This window comes from Zunongwangia endophytica (assembly GCF_030409505.1).
Taxonomy (GTDB): domain Bacteria; phylum Bacteroidota; class Bacteroidia; order Flavobacteriales; family Flavobacteriaceae; genus Zunongwangia; species Zunongwangia endophytica.
Genome location: NZ_JAUFPZ010000002.1, coordinates 881,746 through 900,035, shown reverse-complemented (window position 1 = coordinate 900,035; position 18,290 = coordinate 881,746). Strand labels below are relative to the sequence as shown.

General features: G+C 34.3%; 19 protein-coding genes. 9 read left to right on the top strand and 10 right to left on the bottom strand.

Features of this window, described 5'->3' with window-relative positions; genetic code table 11:
• Window positions 1-118: 118 nt before the first annotated feature.
• On the top strand, window positions 119-1,093 hold the full coding sequence (locus QWY91_RS04055) for a S41 family peptidase (RefSeq protein WP_290231946.1): 975 nt from the start codon (window positions 119-121) through the stop codon (window positions 1,091-1,093).
• Window positions 1,094-1,236: 143 nt separating this feature from the next.
• Here the strand turns inward: QWY91_RS04055 and QWY91_RS04050 are convergent, their stop codons facing one another.
• Entirely contained in the window at window positions 1,237-1,803 is a 567-nt protein-coding gene (locus tag QWY91_RS04050) for a DUF4251 domain-containing protein (RefSeq protein ID WP_290231944.1), read from the bottom strand.
• A gap of 156 nt (window positions 1,804-1,959) precedes the next feature.
• On the opposite strand from QWY91_RS04050, the gene QWY91_RS04045 reads away from it, so the two are divergent.
• Both QWY91_RS04045 and hpf read left to right on the top strand, forming a co-directional pair.
• Window positions 1,960-2,874 (top strand): cation diffusion facilitator family transporter, encoded by a 915-nt coding sequence (locus QWY91_RS04045; protein WP_290231942.1) that lies wholly within the window; start codon window positions 1,960-1,962, stop codon window positions 2,872-2,874.
• Window positions 2,875-3,012: 138 nt separating this feature from the next.
• Complete coding sequence (gene hpf / locus QWY91_RS04040; RefSeq protein WP_290231940.1) at window positions 3,013-3,363, top strand: ribosome hibernation-promoting factor, HPF/YfiA family; 351 nt, start codon at window positions 3,013-3,015, stop codon at window positions 3,361-3,363.
• Window positions 3,364-3,432: 69 nt separating this feature from the next.
• On the opposite strand, the gene QWY91_RS04035 is transcribed toward hpf, so the two are convergent.
• From QWY91_RS04035 to QWY91_RS04010, 6 genes are all read right to left on the bottom strand, one after another.
• Complete coding sequence (locus QWY91_RS04035; RefSeq protein ID WP_290231938.1) at window positions 3,433-5,421, bottom strand: aconitate hydratase; 1,989 nt, start codon at window positions 5,419-5,421, stop codon at window positions 3,433-3,435.
• Between the two features lie 212 nt (window positions 5,422-5,633).
• A complete protein-coding gene (locus tag QWY91_RS04030; protein WP_290231937.1) occupies window positions 5,634-6,353 on the bottom strand; it encodes an MBL fold metallo-hydrolase in 720 nt (239 codons plus the stop codon).
• A 187-nt stretch (window positions 6,354-6,540) separates the two neighbouring features.
• Window positions 6,541-7,236, bottom strand: coding sequence for a YiaD family glycine zipper/OmpA-like lipoprotein (locus QWY91_RS04025; protein ID WP_290231935.1), 696 nt, complete (start codon window positions 7,234-7,236; stop codon window positions 6,541-6,543).
• A gap of 26 nt (window positions 7,237-7,262) precedes the next feature.
• Complete coding sequence (locus QWY91_RS04020) at window positions 7,263-7,742, bottom strand: lipocalin family protein (protein WP_290231933.1); 480 nt, start codon at window positions 7,740-7,742, stop codon at window positions 7,263-7,265.
• Window positions 7,743-7,826: 84 nt separating this feature from the next.
• On the bottom strand, window positions 7,827-7,988 hold the full coding sequence (locus QWY91_RS04015; RefSeq protein ID WP_290231932.1) for a DUF1328 domain-containing protein: 162 nt from the start codon (window positions 7,986-7,988) through the stop codon (window positions 7,827-7,829).
• Window positions 7,989-8,115: 127 nt separating this feature from the next.
• Window positions 8,116-10,113: an alpha-ketoacid dehydrogenase subunit alpha/beta gene (locus QWY91_RS04010; RefSeq protein ID WP_290231930.1), complete on the bottom strand. Its 1,998-nt coding sequence runs from the start codon at window positions 10,111-10,113 to the stop codon at window positions 8,116-8,118.
• A 188-nt stretch (window positions 10,114-10,301) separates the two neighbouring features.
• Here QWY91_RS04010 and QWY91_RS04005 point away from each other — a divergent pair, with 188 nt between their 5' ends.
• The 6 genes from QWY91_RS04005 (at window position 10,302) to QWY91_RS03980 (ending at window position 16,392) form a co-directional block, all read left to right on the top strand.
• Window positions 10,302-11,252 carry an isopenicillin N synthase family dioxygenase gene (locus QWY91_RS04005; RefSeq protein WP_290237059.1) on the top strand — a complete coding sequence of 317 codons (951 nt, stop codon included), beginning with the start codon at window positions 10,302-10,304 and terminating at the stop codon, window positions 11,250-11,252.
• A 7-nt stretch (window positions 11,253-11,259) separates the two neighbouring features.
• Entirely contained in the window at window positions 11,260-11,616 is a 357-nt protein-coding gene (locus tag QWY91_RS04000) for a translation initiation factor (RefSeq protein WP_290231928.1), read from the top strand.
• 2 nt (window positions 11,617-11,618) lie between these two features.
• The gene (locus QWY91_RS03995; RefSeq protein WP_290231926.1) at window positions 11,619-12,551 is read left to right on the top strand and encodes a DUF1835 domain-containing protein; all 933 of its coding nucleotides are present in this window, start codon (window positions 11,619-11,621) and stop codon (window positions 12,549-12,551) included.
• 1 nt (window position 12,552) lies between these two features.
• Complete coding sequence (locus QWY91_RS03990) at window positions 12,553-13,422, top strand: nucleoside phosphorylase (protein ID WP_290231925.1); 870 nt, start codon at window positions 12,553-12,555, stop codon at window positions 13,420-13,422.
• A gap of 73 nt (window positions 13,423-13,495) precedes the next feature.
• Window positions 13,496-15,544, top strand: coding sequence for a polyphosphate kinase 1 (gene ppk1 / locus QWY91_RS03985; protein WP_290231923.1), 2,049 nt, complete (start codon window positions 13,496-13,498; stop codon window positions 15,542-15,544).
• Window positions 15,541-16,392, top strand: a complete 852-nt coding sequence (locus tag QWY91_RS03980) for a substrate-binding domain-containing protein (RefSeq protein WP_290231921.1) — start codon at window positions 15,541-15,543, stop codon at window positions 16,390-16,392. The genes ppk1 and QWY91_RS03980 overlap by 4 nt, the downstream gene beginning before the upstream one ends.
• Before the next feature lie 76 nt (window positions 16,393-16,468).
• Here the strand turns inward: QWY91_RS03980 and QWY91_RS03975 are convergent, their stop codons facing one another.
• The 3 genes from QWY91_RS03975 to QWY91_RS03965 form a co-directional block, all read right to left on the bottom strand.
• Complete coding sequence (locus tag QWY91_RS03975) at window positions 16,469-16,669, bottom strand: DUF4177 domain-containing protein (RefSeq protein WP_290231919.1); 201 nt, start codon at window positions 16,667-16,669, stop codon at window positions 16,469-16,471.
• Window positions 16,670-16,706: 37 nt separating this feature from the next.
• Window positions 16,707-17,051 (bottom strand): hypothetical protein, encoded by a 345-nt coding sequence (locus QWY91_RS03970; RefSeq protein WP_290231917.1) that lies wholly within the window; start codon window positions 17,049-17,051, stop codon window positions 16,707-16,709.
• 521 nt (window positions 17,052-17,572) lie between these two features.
• Window positions 17,573-18,238, bottom strand: coding sequence for a uracil-DNA glycosylase (locus QWY91_RS03965; RefSeq protein ID WP_290231914.1), 666 nt, complete (start codon window positions 18,236-18,238; stop codon window positions 17,573-17,575).
• Window positions 18,239-18,290: the final 52 nt, after the last annotated feature.

The window sequence follows — 18,290 nt, the reverse complement described above, 5'->3', positions numbered from 1 at the left end:
AATTTTATCTTATCCCGTACCGTTTATTTTTTTAACTTGGTTACAGATCTAATACCTCAGTTTTATAAAGGTTAACCAGCGATTTTGCTATTTCATAATTACTAGAAAAAATAGATTAATGCGTAGTTTGTATTTTGTTATAGTGGTATTGTTTCTTGGAATTCAATCCTCAGTTGCTCAAGAGAAGCAGATCGAAAAGATTATATCATTTACTAAAAAAGGTTCTATCTATACTGATAATGTAGATTGGGATAGCTTAACACCAAAAGTTAAAGAGGCAGTCGATCTGAATGCCAATACTACATACGATCAACTAGCACCCGCTGTAGGCGTATTGTTAGATGCTTTAGATGATAGTCATTCTCAGTTGACTCATCACGACAAGCGGTCTGGCAGAGCTCATCCAACCGATAAATTTGAACGCTTAAACGATAGTACTAAAAGTATATTAAGATCTGGCGCCACACTTCATATTACCAAACTAGAAAATATTGGATACATACGTATACCCGGTAGTCATAATGAAGATGATGCTCAGATTTTTATGGAGGCGCTATGTGGGCTAGATATAAATAGTTTATCTGGTCTTATCATTGATCTTCGAATAAATACTGGAGGAAACATGTGGACAATGATTGCAGGACTTGCGCCAATATTAGAAAATGGAATTTTAGGTTATTTTGAGCAAGATTCTTATTTATCGGAATGGAAATTAAAAAAGAATAAAATATATAGTGGGAAAAATAAAATGATAAGGTTTAAAAAATTATGCTCTTTAGAGGAACCACTCAAAATTGCAGTGCTTCTGGGCCCAATAACGGCAAGTTCTGGAGAAATGACGGCAATTGCTTTAAAAGGAAAAGAATATGTAAAGTTTTTTGGAGAACGAACCGCTGGTTATGTTACTGTAAATAATCAATATAATATTGAAGGAGAACTTTACTATCAATTATCCTCGGGATATTGTTTAGATAGAGATAAAAATGAATATCGTAATTACGTAGAACCCGATATTGAAATTATAGGTGGCGATGCTTTTAATTATTTACAAAAAGATCAGAAAGTTATAAAAGCTATGGAATGGCTTCGATAGCAAAGAATGACTTTATTACCACTATATTAGATACATATAAGTTGAACTATAATTTATATTATGTAAAATAGAATATTTAGATAACCAGTTTTTTTTATTTTTCTTATTCTGTAAGAATTTCAAACCAAGCTTCAGATATCTAACTATTCTCCTTCTTCAGATGAAAGCTTGCTAAATTTTCCGGTATAAGAAATATTATCCCTTTGCGAACTATTTACAGATGTATTGGTATTTCCGTTAGGATATAATGTGACATAAAATTGATATTGTTCAGAATCATCATTTGCGGTAAATTCGTAGCGCACATATTTTTTGTCTTCGTTTTCAATGATTTCAAAATCCTCAGGAACTCCCTCAAATTTTATTGCACCACGATCATTATATCCGCCGCTCATTTGTCGCACACCAAAATACGGTAAGAACACATTAATAGAATCTCCTTTAAACCTTATAAAGTTGGCGTTACCTATCAAATTTATAGTTCCGCTATTAAAATTTGGATGATTTATAAAACTTACCGTATTAGCACGCATGGGATTGGCCCAGCGGTTTTCGATTTCAAATTCTCTATTTTGAGCAAAGGATTTCAGATCTTCGAAATTATTCACACCTTCGACAGCACTACTCGACGAGCCACAACTTAAAATTCCGAAGCTAACAGCAAAGCTAACTAATAATCGTTTTATCAATTTTATCTTTAAACGTTTCATACTTAATTGCTTTTAAATCAACTGATTTATGATCCATAATTACATTTTAATTTACAACTATTGTTCCGCTTTAATGCTAAATCCATACTAAAACAGGATTTTAGACTATTAGTCCGATCAATTTTATTGTATTTTGCGGCAACTAACTAAATCATTATGGCCGGAAATTCGAACATCGCAATATTTGGCGCTATAGGCGCTAATTTTTTAATAGCTGTAAGCAAATTTACAGCTTCATTTTTTACAGGAAGCTCAGCAATGATGGCTGAAGGAATTCATTCGCTGGTAGACACCGGCAACGGATTTTTATTATTGCTTGGTATAAAACGATCTAAACGGAAACCAACTAAGCAACACCCATTTGGCTACGGAAAAGAAGTTTATTTTTGGAGCTTTGTCGTAAGTATCCTCATCTTTGCTCTAGGTGGTGGTTTTGCTATTTACGAAGGAATTCATGCGCTGGAAGCTCCTGAAGTCGCTGAAGATCCTACCTGGAATTATGCCGTACTTATTGCTGCACTTTTGTTTGAAGGTACTGCCCTGGTTTTGGCACTTAGGACTTTTAATAAATCTAGAGCTGGTGCTAAAACAGGTAATATTATCACTAAAATTACTCAAAGTAAAGATGCTGCAACATTCGCTGTAATTATCGAAGATACGGCAGCAGTAATAGGTTTGGCCGTTGCTTTAATTGGTGTATTTCTTAGCCAAACGCTAGACAATCCTTATTGTGATGGTATCGCCAGTATTATTATTGGTTGTATACTTTTAGTAGTAGCAACTTTCTTGGCAAAAGAAAGTAAAGGTTTACTATTAGGAGAAAGTGCTCAGCCTGAAATTTTGGTTAAAGTTGAAGACATCTTAAACAATAATCCAAAGGTAAAAGAGATCGGACTGCCACAAACCATGCATTTTGGTCCAGAAAGTATTCTACTAATTGTTGAAGTCGATTTGTACGATGATTTAGAGCTGCTGGATGCTGAAAATGCGCTGCAAAGTTTAAGAGAAAAAATTAAAGCTGAAGTTCCCAAGATTACGCAAGTATATCTACAGACAACCAATAAACTTTAATTTTAAGATAAATTTATAATTTCAATACCACTACCCTATATTTATTAGGGCAATTATTGTTTTAGTTAACGATTTAAACAAGAACACCCCTTTATATTTAAATCTATCACAAAAAATTGTGAAATAGAGCTTAAAAACTTGTCTAAATTAGCATTATTAGCGTTCTTAGGTGTTTTAAAAAAAATTAATATGGAAACCATTTACCAATTTGTTGCTCTTAGTAAAAGTGAACGTTTACAAAACTATGTGAATGAGAAACTTGAGAAGCTAGAAAGAAAATATGACTTTATCACTCGTGCAGAAGTACACTTTAAAAGAAATCATGCAGAAGATCCTAAAGGTTTTATCTGTAATATAAAAGTAAGCATTCCAGGACCACAACTTTTTGCAGAATCAAATTCAGATTCTTTTGAAGCTGCTGCATCTCAAACTGTTAAAGATTTAGATAAGCAGTTGGATAAGAAAAAAGGGCAAATGCAAACACACTAGAAAAATTACCAATTTAAAAAAACCTTTCAGTTTCCTGAAAGGTTTTTTTATATCTAATTATCTCCTGAGTTATTCCTGAGCTTGTTCTTTTTTCAAGCGCTCTTTAAACTCATTTATAATTCCACCTTTAAGTAGAATATTTATTTGACGATCACTTAATGTATGCTTCGTCTCAAATTCTTTGTCTTCGCCGTTTTCCTTTTTTACAACAACCTTGATGTTGTTTCTCTTTTTAACATCTTCGCGAAGGTTTTTAAAACTTACCGTATCTCCCTGTTCGATTTTATCGTAATCTTCGACATCTATAAATTCTAAAGGTAAAATACCAAAATTCACTAAATTTTGCCATGCTATACGTGCATAGCTATTTGCGATTACAGCATGTTGTCCCAAATATTTTGGAGCAATAGCGGCATGTTCACGACTAGATCCCTGGGCATAATTGTCCTTCGCAACAACGATGTGGCCTCCCTCCTTTTCTTTAGATTCCATCGCTCTATCGTAGAAAGACTCGTCAATTACCGTAAAAGTATATTTACTTATTTCTGGTAGATTACTTCTAAAAGGTAAAACTTCAGCACCGGCTTTTAAGATTTCGTCGGTAGAAATATTATCGCCCATTTTTAATAAAACAGGAATATTAATTTCATCAGCTAAAGGTTCAATTTCAGGTAAGGATTTTATATTTGGACCTTTCTCAAGTTTCACTTCTTCTCCGTCATCTGCTGGCGGAACCAACATATCTTCATTTATAGTTTCAATCTCTGGTGCTTCAAACTGTGGATACTTCATATCGTAGATCTTCTCTAAATCTCTAGGATCTGTAATCTCTCCTGTTAATGCTGAAGCTGCCGCGGTTTCCGGACTTACCAAATGTACCTGATCGTCTTTTGTTCCACTACGATCTGGGAAGTTTCTAGGCATTGTTCTAAGACTTATCGTACCTGAAGCTGGTGCCTGTCCCATTCCTATACATCCCATACAACCAGATTGATGAAAACGTGCTCCTGCTTTAATTAAATTTGCAAAAGCTCGGTTATCAATCATATTCTGAATCATTTGTCGTGATGTTGGATTTACATCCATAGACACATCTGGGTTCACCGATTTATCTTTGACGATCGCTCCTGCTATCCAAAAATCTCTTAATCCAGGATTCGCAGAAGATCCTATTACCACCTGACTAATTTTTTTACCTGCAACTTCTTCAATTGGCACCACATTACCCGGACTTGTAGGTAAAGCAATAAGTGGAATCAATTCGCTTAAATTAATTTCTTCATGAAGATCGTATTCACAACCTTCGTCTGCCAATAATTCTTTCCAGTCATCTTCTCGCTGCTGTGCTTTTAAAAATTTCTTTGTTTCATGATCACTTGGGAAAACAGTAGTCGTAGCACCTAATTCAGCTCCCATATTAGCAATAACATGCCTATCCATAGCACTTAGATTATCTAATCCAGGACCGTAATATTCTATAATTTTTCCTACACCACCTTTTACATCATGCCTACGTAACATTTCCAAAATAACATCTTTAGCGCTTACCCAATCCGGTAATTTTCCGGTAAGCTTCACTCCCATCACTTGTGGCATTTTCACATAATATGGCTGTCCTGCAATCGCTGCAGCAACATCCAACCCACCAGTACCAATTGCAAGCATACCTAGTGAACCTGCAGCCGGTGTGTGACTATCAGACCCTACCATCGTTTTGCCCGGTTTCCCAAAACGTTCCATATGCACAGGGTGACTTACACCATTCCCTGGTCTACTAAACCATAAGCCGAATTTTCTGGCTGCAGAAAGTAGAAATTTATGATCATCGGCATTTTTAAAGTCGGTTTGCAAAAGGTTATGATCCACATATTGCACAGCAACTTCAGTTTGCGCCTTTTTAAGCCCCATAGCTTCCAGTTCTAGTTGAACTAGTGTACCTGTGGCATCTTGCAGTAAAGCCTGATCAATTTTGATTCCGATTTCTTTACCGGCGGTCATCATATCCCCTTCTAAGAGATGCTCTTTAATAAGTTTTTGAGTGACATTTAATTTTGACATAGTTGGTTTTCTTTTATCCTTTAATTTAAGAATTACGCTTTTAAGGAATAAGCTCTTTAACAATACGTTATGCTGAAACCCTACAATTTTCTCATACTGTTTAGAAAATTGCTATATTTTATATTTAAGGATAAAGCATTAAAAAACCCTGCAATTTCAAAAATGAAAAATACAGGGTTTTTCTTATCCTATATGTCGGATAATTCTATTTCTTATTTAGTTCTACTCAAATCGTTTAAAATATCAACTTGTTGCCCTTCTTCTACATTAAATGCAGGTTTTCCTTTTCTTGGGAAAAAATAGCTGAAATCATCTTCAAAAGCACTCCAGCTTTCAGCTAATCCAAAATCGTCATTTTCTCGCTTCATTTCAGGACGCTTAAAAGTGTTTAAATCTGAATCGTATGAAGATCCTACAGCATCATCTCCCGGGAATAACATACCACCATTAATTTCAGAATAAACTAGAACAGAAGCTCCACCATTTCCTGGTAGATCAATTACTTTGATACCAAAATGTTTCAGATCATTCGCCTGTGTCATGATATCTTTAGTTTTGAAATCATCTTTAAAATTATTTCTTGAATGCGCATAAACAGGAGCATTATCTGCATCTTTAGAAATAGTTTTAAGATCGGCATAAGCATTCTCTAAAATACCATCACAGGTAATTAGTAAACCTTTGATTTGATAACCTTCTTCAATCAATTTTTTAACCGCTGCTTTGGTTTCTTCCTCTACTACATCAATTAAAATAATATCACGGCGATTAATGTGTCTTATCGCATATCCCTGATTAAATACACCGTCTTTTTCTTTTCCTTTAATTAGAAATGTATCTGGAATAAGCTTTAAAAATTTACCAGTTTCGCCTTGCATAATATATTCAGCAGATTGGCTATGCAGCACCTCCATTTTATCAACAGTCTTCATATTGTAAATTGATTTTTTTATTAGTTAGTTTGAAGATACAAACCAATACGAATAACGACAAAAGTGTTTAGATGGGTTTAACTCGTATTTAGGAAAGCCTTAACTCAGCTCGAAATTTCCTGATTCTATAAATACAAAAAGCCGCCCATATGGACGGCTCTAAATTTTCAATAAGCAAAACTACAATTTAGTTCTCTGTAGTGTTTTGTTCAGCTTCTTTCTTAAGTTCTTCGTTAGCTACAATCGCTAATTCTACTCTTCTATTTTTCGAACGACCTTCAGCTGTAGTATTATCAAACTTTGGTTGTGCTTCACCGTACCATTTAGTTTCAAATCTACTTGCTGCGATACCATGACCAGTTAAGAAGTTAGTTACCGCTTGTGCTCTGTTCTTAGAAAGCGTTAAGTTGTAACTTTCGCTACCTGTATCATCTGTATGACCTTCAACTAAAATATTAGTATCTGGATATTCTTTAAAGATACCTACTAGTTTATTTAAAGTTTCTTCAGATTTGTCATTAATATTATATTTTTCCGAAGCAAAATAAACACCGCTATTTTCATCGAATGTTACATTAATTCCTTCTCCTACGCGCTCTACCTCTGCTCCCGGAACTTCGCTTTCAATTTTCTTTGCCTGCTTATCCATTCTATTACCAATATAAGCACCAGCTGCACCACCAACAACACCACCAATAATAGCGCCTAATGCACTATTACCATCACCGGTATTGTTACCAATTACACCACCGATAGTTGCGCCACCAGCAGATCCTATTACCGCACCTTTTTGTTTATTATTTGCGTTTTGAATGGCATCACATCCAACAAGCATACTTGCAGCAAAACAAACCGCCATTACTTTATTTAAAGTCCTCTTCATAATTATTATATTTATTTAACCGATTCTTATTTAGTAAACATCATTCTTATTACAAACGGAGATCCTTCTAAGGTTACTGTTTGTTCCCAAACCATAGAATTTTCAGAAAGATTTACAAGATTTAATCTAAATCCTTGATCACCATTAGTTGACTTGTATTTTTCATTTACTGGCTTAAGAAGAAAATCATACATTCCGCTTGGCGTATTTTCTTCATCAATAGACCAGATAAAATTTCTGGTTTCAGCAACACAATCCAAACCAGATACTTCGTAAGTTCCTCTATTATTATTAGAAACAAAATCCCAGGTACTACCCTCAAAGCAATTCGCTGAAGCATCATTAAATAATGTTACGTTAAATTCCCCAGTATTATTAGGATAAGTAATATTGGTAAGTGTCCAGTTTCCGTCAAACGTTTTTCTGGCTTCTTTTGCAACTTTGCTTGGCCCTCCACAGGAAACCAATAAAATTAATAGTGCAAAAATTGAAATTACTTTTTTCATAGTAGTAGTTTTAAATCATAAAAAACCAATGCAGCACATCTATCGAAGACGAAACTGCATTGGATAAGTTATTTAGTAATTTTATTATCTTCTAAAAAGTCTGCTTATTAGAGATATTACAAGAAGGACAACAAAGATGTAAAATATAATTTTAGCGATGTCTGTTGCTCCATCAGCGATTCCACCAAATCCAAATATTGCTGCTACAATAGCAATGATTAAGAAAATAACAATTAAACGTATCATAATAGATTTTTTTTGATTAGCTGAATCTAAATTAGCGCAGGGATACAGCGCTGGCAAAAGATTATTAATACTTTAACAGAGGCACTGTTAACAAATCTTAATTAAAGCACAATAAAAATACTAATTACTAATATTCTATTAATTCTTTTAGTTTTTCGCGGAAGCGTTGATACGGTAAATAGTTCGTCTCTAGGATAGAAGCAAAAGGAATCGGAGTCTCTAAGCTCCCTACTCTAATTACCGGAGCATCCAGAAATTCAAAGCAATTCTCTGTTATTTGTGCTGAAATTTCTGAAGCAATACTTCCAAACAAAGAATCCTCAGTAAGAATAATTACCTTTCCTGTTTTTCTTGCTGAAGCAAAGATTGAAATCGTATCCAAGGGCTGAAGTGTACGAAGATCTAAGACGTCTATATAATCGATTTTCTCTTCTTCGATAATCTTTAATGCTTCTTGTAAAGCTGCGCCGTAGCTTATAATCGTTAGTATTGTGCCTTCTTTTAATAGAGATGCTTTTCCAATTTCAGTAGTATAATAATCAAATGGTACTTCTTGTCTTTGCGTTCGGTAGAGCGCTTTATGTTCGAAATATAAAACTGGATTAGGATCGTTGATCGCTGCTATTAGTAACGCTTTAGCATCTACAGGATTAGATGGATAAACCACTTTTAGTCCAGGCACTTTAGTAAACCATGATTCGTTAGACTGACTATGGAAAGGGCCTGCACCAACACCGGCGCCACAAGGCATGCGTATTACCACATCGGCATTTTGTCCCCAGCGATAATGAAATTTCGCAAGATAGTTTACTATAGGATTAAAACCAGAACTCACAAAATCTGCAAACTGCATTTCTACCACGGCTTTCATTCCCTTTATAGAAAGTCCTGCAGCCACTTCTATGATTCCGCTTTCACAAATAGGCGTATTTCGAACTCGATCTTTTCCAAATTCTTCAACAAAGCCTTTCGTAATTTTAAAAACTCCGCCATATTCAGCAATATCTTGTCCCATTAAAACAAGATTGGGATGCTTTCTCATGGATAATCGTAAAGCATCACTTATCGCATCGATAAACCGAATTTCACTAATTTCGCCGGATATTTCAAAATATTGATTTTCAGTAACTTTAAATACATCATTTAATTCTATAGTTTCATCAAACTCGGGTAATCTATCTTCCGAAGCAATCGCTAAATGCGCTTCAATTTCTTGTTTTATCTTACACTTAATATGTTCTGCCCAATCCCAGTTTAAAATACCACGATCCAAAAGATGCTGCTCAAATCTTACAATAGGATCTCTTTCTCGCCAATGCGCTAAATCTTCGTCGGGAACGTAGGCTGTACCACTAGCCTCTTCGTGACCACGCATTCTAAAAGTTTTAAACTCAATTAAAACAGGACGCGGATTTTCCCGAACATCATTAGCGATATTCGATAATTTTTGATGAATTTCTAAAATATTATTACCATCGATGATATGCGATTCCATTCCGTAGCCTTTTGCTCTATCGGCCAGATGTTCACATCGATATTGTTCGCTTGTAGGCGTTGATAAACCATAAGCGTTATTTTCTATACAAAATAGTACTGGTAAATCCCAAACCGCAGCGATATTCAGGGCTTCGTGGAAGTCGCCTTCGCTAGTCCCACCTTCACCACTAAAAACTGCCGTCAATTTCTTTTCATTTTGAAGTTTGTGCGCAAGTGCTATTCCATCTGCAACTCCCAATTGCGGACCCAAATGCGAGATCATTCCTATAATCTTATATTCATGTGTACCAAAATGAAAACTACGATCTCTACCTTTTGTAAATCCATTTATCTTTCCCTGCCATTGCGAAAACAACCGATGTAAAGGCACATTTCTAGTTGTAAAAACACCAAGATTTCGATGCATGGGAAGAATATATTCATCTTCCTGTAAAATTGAAGTGACCCCTACTGCAATAGCTTCTTGCCCAATACCACTAAACCATTTACTTACCTTTCCCTGTCGCAAAAGAATCAACATCTTCTCTTCTACTAAACGAGGTTTCAGCAATTTCTCATAAAGATCTATTAGAAAATCTTGATGGTATCCTTCAGAGTCAAAAATCATATCTGTAGCGCTATACGACATATAAAAAAGGTATATTCAAATGTAGCAAATTAGTAAACGACCTTGTGCGGTACTTTAAAATAAATCCTTATAATTCATTTTAATTACTTAATTTTAGAAGCATAAACAGATATTTTATTCCTATTAGTTTTATCCTTTTTTCATTAAGTTTGTATGCTTTATCAATAAAAATTAGAGAATAAATGGCAATGACGAATATCCCAAGTGTAGATCTTGCAGACTTTGTATCTGGCGATTCTACACGAAAACAAAAGTTTGTTGATGAAATAGGAAAAGCCTACGAAGAGATTGGATTTGTGTCACTTAAAAATCATTTTTTAGGCGACGATCTTGTATCTGAATTATATAAAGAAGTAAAATCATTTTTCGATCTTCCATTAGAGACGAAACGGAAATACGAAATTGAAGGTTTAGCAGGACAGCGTGGTTATATTTCCTTCGGAAAAGAACATGCAAAAGGAAAAAAAGAAGGTGATCTAAAAGAATTTTGGCATTTTGGGCAGGAACCTGCTGAGGATGCAAATCTAATTGAAGAATATCCAGAAAACGTTCATGTAGACGAATTACTAGATTTTAATCATACCGGTATGGAAGCGTATCGTATGTTAGAAAAAACTGGTATCCATGTTTTGCGAGCTTTAGCACTATATATTGGATTAGAGGAAACTTACTTTGATCATTGGGCAAGCAACGGAAATTCAATTTTAAGACCAATCCATTACCCTCCAATTACAGAAGAACCAGAAGGTGCCGTTCGCGCGGGAGCTCATGGTGATATTAATTTAATTACCTTATTAATGGGTGCTTCTACTGGTGGCTTGCAAGTGTTGCGAAAAGATGGCGAATGGATCGACGCAGTGCCAAATGAAGACGAATTGGTAATTAATGTGGGCGATATGCTAGAGCGTCATACCAATAATAAATTACGTTCTACCATACACCGTGTGATTAATCCACCAAAGGAAAAATGGAGCGAACCTCGTTATTCTATTCCGTTTTTTATGCATCCAAGAAGTGAGATGCCTTTAGATTGTTTGGACGAATGTGTAAATGAAGAAAATCCTAAACACTACGAAGATATTACTGCTGGAGAATTTTTACACCAGCGACTTGTTGAAATTGGATTATTGAAAAAGTAAAATATTTATGGCCAAAAAGAAACTAGGACTAGAGGATTTAGGCGGATTTGTTTTTTCTACAAATGATGAATTTGATGATAGTGATTATGTAGAAAATGAAGAACAAGAAAACCTGAAACCAAAAGATCAGCGTCTAGAAGCTCATTTTAGTAATAAAGGTCGCGGTGGTAAAACCGTGACCATAATTAAAGGTTTTGTAGGTCCAGACGAAGACCTTGTCACATTAGGAAAATTGCTAAAAAAGAAATGTGGCGTGGGCGGATCTACAAAAGATGGCGAGATTATTATTCAGGGTGATGATCGCGACAAAATTATGCAAATCCTGAAAAAAGAAGGATATAACGTAAAACGCGTAGGCGGATAATTTTGGAAAAAAAACCTTTACATATTATTAATGGGGATAGCCTTGCAGAAAGTGCTGCAGCGCTAGATTTACCCGGTCAACAGATCATTTGGCGTGAAATGCTATGTGAAGGCCCAACAACACAGGAAGTTGGATCTGATGATTTTATCGAAATGAGATCTAAATTTCTGCATAATTACTACGGAATTTCAGCGCAGGATTATCAGGAAAAGTTTGTTTCAGAATTAAATAAACTGGGCGAAGTCGAAGATTATGATCATATTATTTTATGGTTCGAATTCGATCTTTTCTGCCACGTAAATATTCTGGCAACCATCAGTTTTTTAACCGATAAAAAGAATGATGTACCGTTTTACCTGGTGTGTAGTAAAAAACTAAAAGGCGATAAAAAGCTGACTCCGCTTTCGCAACTTTCAGAAAAACAACTTTTAAAACATTATCAAAAAAAGATATTGCTGGATGAAAATGACATCGAAGTTGCAAACCTTATGTGGGAGTTGTACTGTGGAAACAATCCGACGCTTCTAAAGCGACAGATCAAAACAAATACCAATTTTGAATATCTTTCCAGCTGTATTCGCGCTCATATAGAACGTTTTCCAAATAGCGTTACGGGGATTAATTCATTAGAGAAAAACATACTTCAGCTTATTAAGGAAAGGGATATTCATAATTATACCCAGCTTATGGGTTATGCGTTAGAATACCAGGGCTATTATGGATTTAGCGATATCCAAATGAAAAGAATACTGGAAAAATTATCCATTTTTTACGCTGCTGAAGACAACAAAATTCAACTTACCGAAAAAGGACATTTAATTTTAAATGGAAAAAAGAATTTCTACAGAGAATTAAAGAATGACGATATTCTTGGAGGTTCTAAAATGTATGATTTCCTTTATGATCCTGAGGTTCACCAATTATTAAAATTATAGCATGAGCTTAAAAGCTTCTGAATTTATACTGAATGAAGATGGCAGCATCTATCATTTAAACTTACGACCAGAACATTTAGCAGATACGGTTATCACCGTTGGCGATCCCGATCGCGTCGATCAAGTAACCAAACATTTTGACGAAATTGAAATTAGCGTTAAAAAACGCGAATTTCATACTCAAACAGGAACGTATCACGGGAAACGAATTACAGTTATTTCTACCGGAATTGGAACTGATAATATTGACATTGTTTTTAACGAACTTGATGCTCTTGCCAATATTGATTTTGAGAAAAAAGAAATTAAGAAAGAGTTGAAATCGCTAGATATTGTTAGAATTGGAACCACAGGAAGCATCCAGGCTGAAATTCCTATCGATTCTTTTCTACTTAGCGAAAAAGCAGTTGGTTTTGATGGTTTACTTCATTTCTATCAAGCCGATCAATTCTTAGATCAAGACTTTTCTGAAGCTTTTGTAAAACATATGGATTGGAATGCTAAAAAAGCAACTCCGTATGTAGTTGAAAATAGTAAAGATCTACAACAAAAATTAAATTCAGACACAATTTATAAGGGTGTTACCGCTACGAATATTGGTTTTTACGGGCCACAAGGTCGTTCCTTGCGTCTTAGTTTACAAGATGCAGAAATGAATGATAAACTGGCCAAATTTGAATTTCAGGATCAAAAAATAACGAATCTTGAAATGGAAACTTCCGGGATTTATGGCATGTCGAAACTTTTAGGGCATAATGCCGTTTCTATGAATGTAATTTTAGCGAATAGAGCTACTGGTGAATTCACTAAGACTCCTAAAGAAACAATGGAAAAACTTATTATTTATTGCTTAGATAAGCTTGCGAATTAACCTTATTTAACAGAAAATTAGAAGCTGAACATATCTCAACTTTGTATTTTTGGTCAAACAAGTGAACCAAAAAATGCAACAACCTACCGAAGATCGATTTAGACATCGGGATCTTAACTGGCTATATTTTAACGAAAGAGTTTTACAAGAAGCTGAAGATAAAAAAAATCCACTTTTCGAGAGAATACGATTTCTAGCCATATTTTCTTCAAATCTGGATGAATATTTTAGAGTGCGGGTTTCTCAACTTCGGCAGATGAAGCGGGTTGAGAAAAGTATTCGTAAAAAGCTTGATTTAAAGCCAAACCGACTTACAAAACAGATTTTAAAAATTGTAAAAGAACACCAGGAACGTTTTGGTGACATCTATACAAAACAAATACTCCCAGAACTTTCTGCAAATGATATTCATCTTATTGATTCAGATCATTTTGATGAAAAGCAGCAGAAATTTGCGAATTATTATTTCGAACATAGTATAAAAAATCATCTGGAAATTAAGAAGATCGACTTATCGACTGAAAACGATCTATTTCTAGATAATGCGATGATCTATTTTTTAATTGGTTTTAAAAATGAAAATCATCTAGGTATAGTAAATATTCCTGTAGATAAATGTGGCCGATTTGTATACTTTGAGCATGGTAAAAATATGCTTACTTATTTAGATGAAATTATTAGAAGTGAATTGCCATGTTTATTTCCTAACGATAAAATCACGGGGATTTACGAGATTAAATTAAGCAGAGATGCCGAGCTTTATATCGAAGATCAATATGAAGGTGTTTTAGCTGAAAAGATTTATGATAGCTTAGATCAACGCGCAGATGGGCAACCCACAAGATTACTTTACGATGCGAAGATGCCAAAAGACCTGCAAAAAAAGGTTAGAAATCTGCTGAAGTTGGGCAAAATAGATATGATGCCCGGCGGAAAATATCATAATTTTAAAGACTTTTTATCACTAAAAGATCCTACAGAAAATCCAGAACTTCAGTTTGAAAAGCAAGCTCCTATTCCGCATCGTGTTTTAGAGCATTCCAATAATTTCTTTGATGCCATCAAGGAAAAAGACCAACTAGTTCATTTTCCCTATATGTCTTTCCATTATGTAGAAAAGTTTTTAGACCATGCGGTTAAAGATGAGAAGGTAACGCACATTAAAATTTCACTTTATCGCGTTGCCGATAATTCACCATTAACTAGTAGTTTACTGGAAGCTCTAGAAAAAGGAAAAAATGTTACGGTTTTTGTTGAAGCTAAAGCGCGCTTTGATGAGGAAAATAATATTATTTGGGGTAGAAAATTTAAAGAAAAAGGCGCCAATGTAATTTATAGTTATCCTAAGATAAAGGTGCATTCTAAAATTATGATGATTACCCGGCAAGAAGGAGAAGAGTCGGTAAACTATTCTTATATAGGAACAGGGAATTTTAATAATGAGACTTCTAAAATTTACTGTGATCACGCCTTATTCACGGCTAATAAAGAGTTGACCAAAGAAATGTTTCGTCTTTTTATGGTTTTGGAAGGCGAACTTATTGTACCTAGAGAAAAACATTTATTGATCTCTCCATTTTCTACACGCCAAAAATTTACCACCTTAATTTATAATGAAATAGAAAATGCCCGCATGGGTAAAAAGGCGAAAATTACAGCTAAGATGAATAGTTTGGAAGATTACGAAATTATCGATCTTCTTTACAAAGCTAGTAAAGCCGGTGTTGAAATTCGACTTTTAGTAAGAGGTTTCACTTGTTTGATCCCAGGAGTTGAAGGTTTGAGTGAAAATATTTATATTACAAGTATTGTAGACCGTTATTTGGAACACGGCAGAATTTATCTTTTTGAAAACGGCGGAGAAGAAATTATGTATTTTGGAAGTGCCGATTGGATGAATAGAAATCTAGATCGAAGAATCGAAGTGGTTACCCCCATTTACGATAAAGATATTTTTGCTGAATTAAAAGATATTTTGGCAATTCAGCTTAGCGATAATGTGAAGGCCAGGATTCAGGATTCTAGAGAAAGCAATCAGTATGTTGAAGCTGAAGAAGGAGCGAAATCCAACCGGTCTCAATATTCAATTTATGAATATCTCAAACAAAAACATACCATATGAAAACTCTAAAAGTAGGTGGAGTCCCCGAACACTTTAACCTTCCGTGGCATTTATGCATAGAAAATGAAGAATTTAAAAAAGAAGATATAAATGTTATCTGGAAAGATTTTCCTGATGGTACCGGAGCAATGACAAAAGCGTTACGTAATGGAGAAATTGATGTTGCTGTGTTGCTTACTGAAGGTGCCGTAAAAGATATAATTTCTGGAAACGAAGCTAAAATTGTGCAATCTTATATTGCTTCACCTTTAGTTTGGGGAATTCATGTAGATGCCAATTCAGAATATAATAATATAGAAGATCTTGAAGGAAAAAAAGCAGCCATAAGTCGCGTTGGCTCTGGTTCTCAATTAATGGCTTATGTGAATGCACAAAATCAAGGCTGGGATATTTCAAATCTTGATTTTGAAATTGTTGGCGACATTAATGGTGCAATTGAGGCATTAAAAGAAGGTCGCGCAGATTATTTTATGTGGGAACATTTTACTACCAAACCTTTAGTAGATAATAACACTTTTAAAAGAGTAGACGACTGCCCTACTCCATGGCCATGTTTTGTGGTTGCTGTAAAGAACGAAGTACTTCGGCTTGATCATAGCGACGTACGCAAAATGATGGATATCGTGAACGCGAAATCAGCGGAAATTTTGAATGTGGAAGGAATTGATAACATTTTTGCTGAACGATACGGCCAAAAAATCGAGGATATTAGGAAGTGGATGGAAATTACCAGTTGGAGTCAGCATCAAATCTCTGAGGAAGAATTAAAAGAAGTACAACAGCAACTACTTCAGCTTAATCTTATATCGAATACTATTGATAATTCTTGTATTCTATATAATTTATAAGCGCTAATATTTTCAAAATAGACTAAAAAGGAAAAGAATTTAAATTGATTTTTTTCCTTTTTTTAATTTTATTCCTTTACATTTCTTTTTCAAAATATAAATAAATATACATTGCTGCTCCAAAATTGGACGCATCTGTAGAGGCAAGTCGATATCCATTCTTCGTATATTCACCTAACTTTTCCTGAATTTCAAGTTTTGAACTTTTTACGATATGATTAACATCCAAAGTTAATTTAGAATAATAAATTAATGTTTCAACTTTATAATCTTTCATATTTTTTAGGTTTTAAGTTGGTGTAGTTAATAACTAGCTAATTACTTAAATACTTTATAGTTCCGTTAATAGGAGAGATTTTCACTTCCGTATTACCCTCTATTAGATAAAAAACGTAGGAACTATTTTTTCCAATTAATTTGGCATCTAGTAATTCTCCATCAAGAAAGTTAATCTGATTATTATATTTTACTTCTCCAGATTCTATTTTTTGCTTTAACCTTAGACCTTTGCTATGTCCTGCACCTATAAAAATTCCGATAAAAAACATAATAGAAAATACGCTTAGTCCTTCAAATACTTTTTTTTCGATGTTTGTTTCTGATGGATCTAATTTTAAAAAGGATGTGAACCATTTCTTATCTTTTAATTTTCTGCTCATTTTCGGAACTGTAATCAATATTAAAATTACGAATGATGATAAAATCAATAATGAGACATTAGAAGACAATTTCGAAATAGGACTAATTAAGACATCAAGAATATCACTGTATTCTAAAATATTAATTCCAAACTGACTGTAGAAGAGTGTTTCATTGATAATACCAAGAGCTATTAAAAAAATATATCCTAGCTATAATATATTTTGTATTTTATCAAGATAATTATTCATTCCAGTGTTTGCTTATGGTTTAGTCAATGAAATACCCACAATTTTATTCAATAAACATGAAAAAAAATCGAGTTTATCTAACATGTATTCAACTATTTCATTTCCTTATAAGTATATCTATCTCAATTATGTTACACCACAATGTCTATTAAAATATTCTGAAGCTAAATCAAAAGCGATTTACCATCCTAACCCTAGCGAATGCTAAATAAATTATTATTTATTTTAAGCTAATATTATAGAAACACTAATTAGCAATTACTTAAATGGCTCGTTACTTTCCGAAAAATCTACCAATCAATTGGTTTTTTACCATTTGCGATCAAATACTCATTAGCTTCAGAGAAATGTTTATTCCCAAACCAGTACCCGCGATTTGCACTTAAAGGAGATGGATGTCCACTAGTTAAAATTAGGTGTTTTGAGCTATCAATTTTCGAAGCTTTTTTCTTGGCATAACCGCCCCACAGCATAAAGACAACATTTTCTTTTTCAGCAGAAACAATTTCAATTACACGATCGGTAAACTGTTCCCAACCTTTACCTTGATGCGATCCTGCCTGATGCGCTCTTACCGTAAGCGTCGCATTGAGTAATAAAACACCTTGATCTGCCCAGCGCTCTAAGTTTCCACTTTGTGGAATTTCGCTACCGATATCATTCTTAATTTCCTTAAAAATGTTCACCAAAGACGGTGGCTGTGCTATCCCATCATTTACCGAAAAACAAAGTCCGTTTGCCTGTCCCGGCCCGTGGTAAGGATCTTGTCCTAAAATTACAACCCTGGTATCTTCAAAGGTGGAATGATCAAAAGCCGAGAAAATTTTCTTACCCTGGGGATAAACATTAAAATTAGAATATTCAGTTTTAACAAATTCAACGAGATTTTTAAAATAATCTTTCTCAAATTCGGCATCTAAATGCGTTTTCCAACCTTGATTGATATTTACGTTCATTATAATTTTAAGTAAATTTGCAGTTCCTCAAAAGTATGAAAAAATGAAGAAT

Bases quoted from the DNA above. Each gene is read 5' to 3' on its own strand.
- QWY91_RS04055 (WP_290231946.1), top strand. From the start codon at position 119: ATGCGTAGTTTGTATTTTGTTATAGTGGTATTGTTTCTTGGAATTCAA.
- QWY91_RS04050 (WP_290231944.1), bottom strand. From the start codon at position 1,803: ATGAAACGTTTAAAGATAAAATTGATAAAACGATTATTAGTTAGCTTT.
- QWY91_RS04045 (WP_290231942.1), top strand. From the start codon at position 1,960: ATGGCCGGAAATTCGAACATCGCAATATTTGGCGCTATAGGCGCTAAT.
- QWY91_RS04035 (WP_290231938.1), bottom strand. From the start codon at position 5,421: ATGTCAAAATTAAATGTCACTCAAAAACTTATTAAAGAGCATCTCTTA.
- QWY91_RS04030 (WP_290231937.1), bottom strand. From the start codon at position 6,353: ATGAAGACTGTTGATAAAATGGAGGTGCTGCATAGCCAATCTGCTGAA.
- QWY91_RS04025 (WP_290231935.1), bottom strand. From the start codon at position 7,236: ATGAAGAGGACTTTAAATAAAGTAATGGCGGTTTGTTTTGCTGCAAGT.
- QWY91_RS04020 (WP_290231933.1), bottom strand. From the start codon at position 7,742: ATGAAAAAAGTAATTTCAATTTTTGCACTATTAATTTTATTGGTTTCC.
- QWY91_RS04015 (WP_290231932.1), bottom strand. From the start codon at position 7,988: ATGATACGTTTAATTGTTATTTTCTTAATCATTGCTATTGTAGCAGCA.
- QWY91_RS04010 (WP_290231930.1), bottom strand. From the start codon at position 10,113: ATGTCGTATAGCGCTACAGATATGATTTTTGACTCTGAAGGATACCAT.
- QWY91_RS04005 (WP_290237059.1), top strand. From the start codon at position 10,302: ATGACGAATATCCCAAGTGTAGATCTTGCAGACTTTGTATCTGGCGAT.
- QWY91_RS04000 (WP_290231928.1), top strand. From the start codon at position 11,260: ATGGCCAAAAAGAAACTAGGACTAGAGGATTTAGGCGGATTTGTTTTT.
- QWY91_RS03990 (WP_290231925.1), top strand. From the start codon at position 12,553: ATGAGCTTAAAAGCTTCTGAATTTATACTGAATGAAGATGGCAGCATC.
- ppk1 (WP_290231923.1), top strand. From the start codon at position 13,496: ATGCAACAACCTACCGAAGATCGATTTAGACATCGGGATCTTAACTGG.
- QWY91_RS03980 (WP_290231921.1), top strand. From the start codon at position 15,541: ATGAAAACTCTAAAAGTAGGTGGAGTCCCCGAACACTTTAACCTTCCG.
- QWY91_RS03975 (WP_290231919.1), bottom strand. From the start codon at position 16,669: ATGAAAGATTATAAAGTTGAAACATTAATTTATTATTCTAAATTAACT.
- QWY91_RS03970 (WP_290231917.1), bottom strand. From the start codon at position 17,051: ATGAGCAGAAAATTAAAAGATAAGAAATGGTTCACATCCTTTTTAAAA.
- QWY91_RS03965 (WP_290231914.1), bottom strand. From the start codon at position 18,238: ATGAACGTAAATATCAATCAAGGTTGGAAAACGCATTTAGATGCCGAA.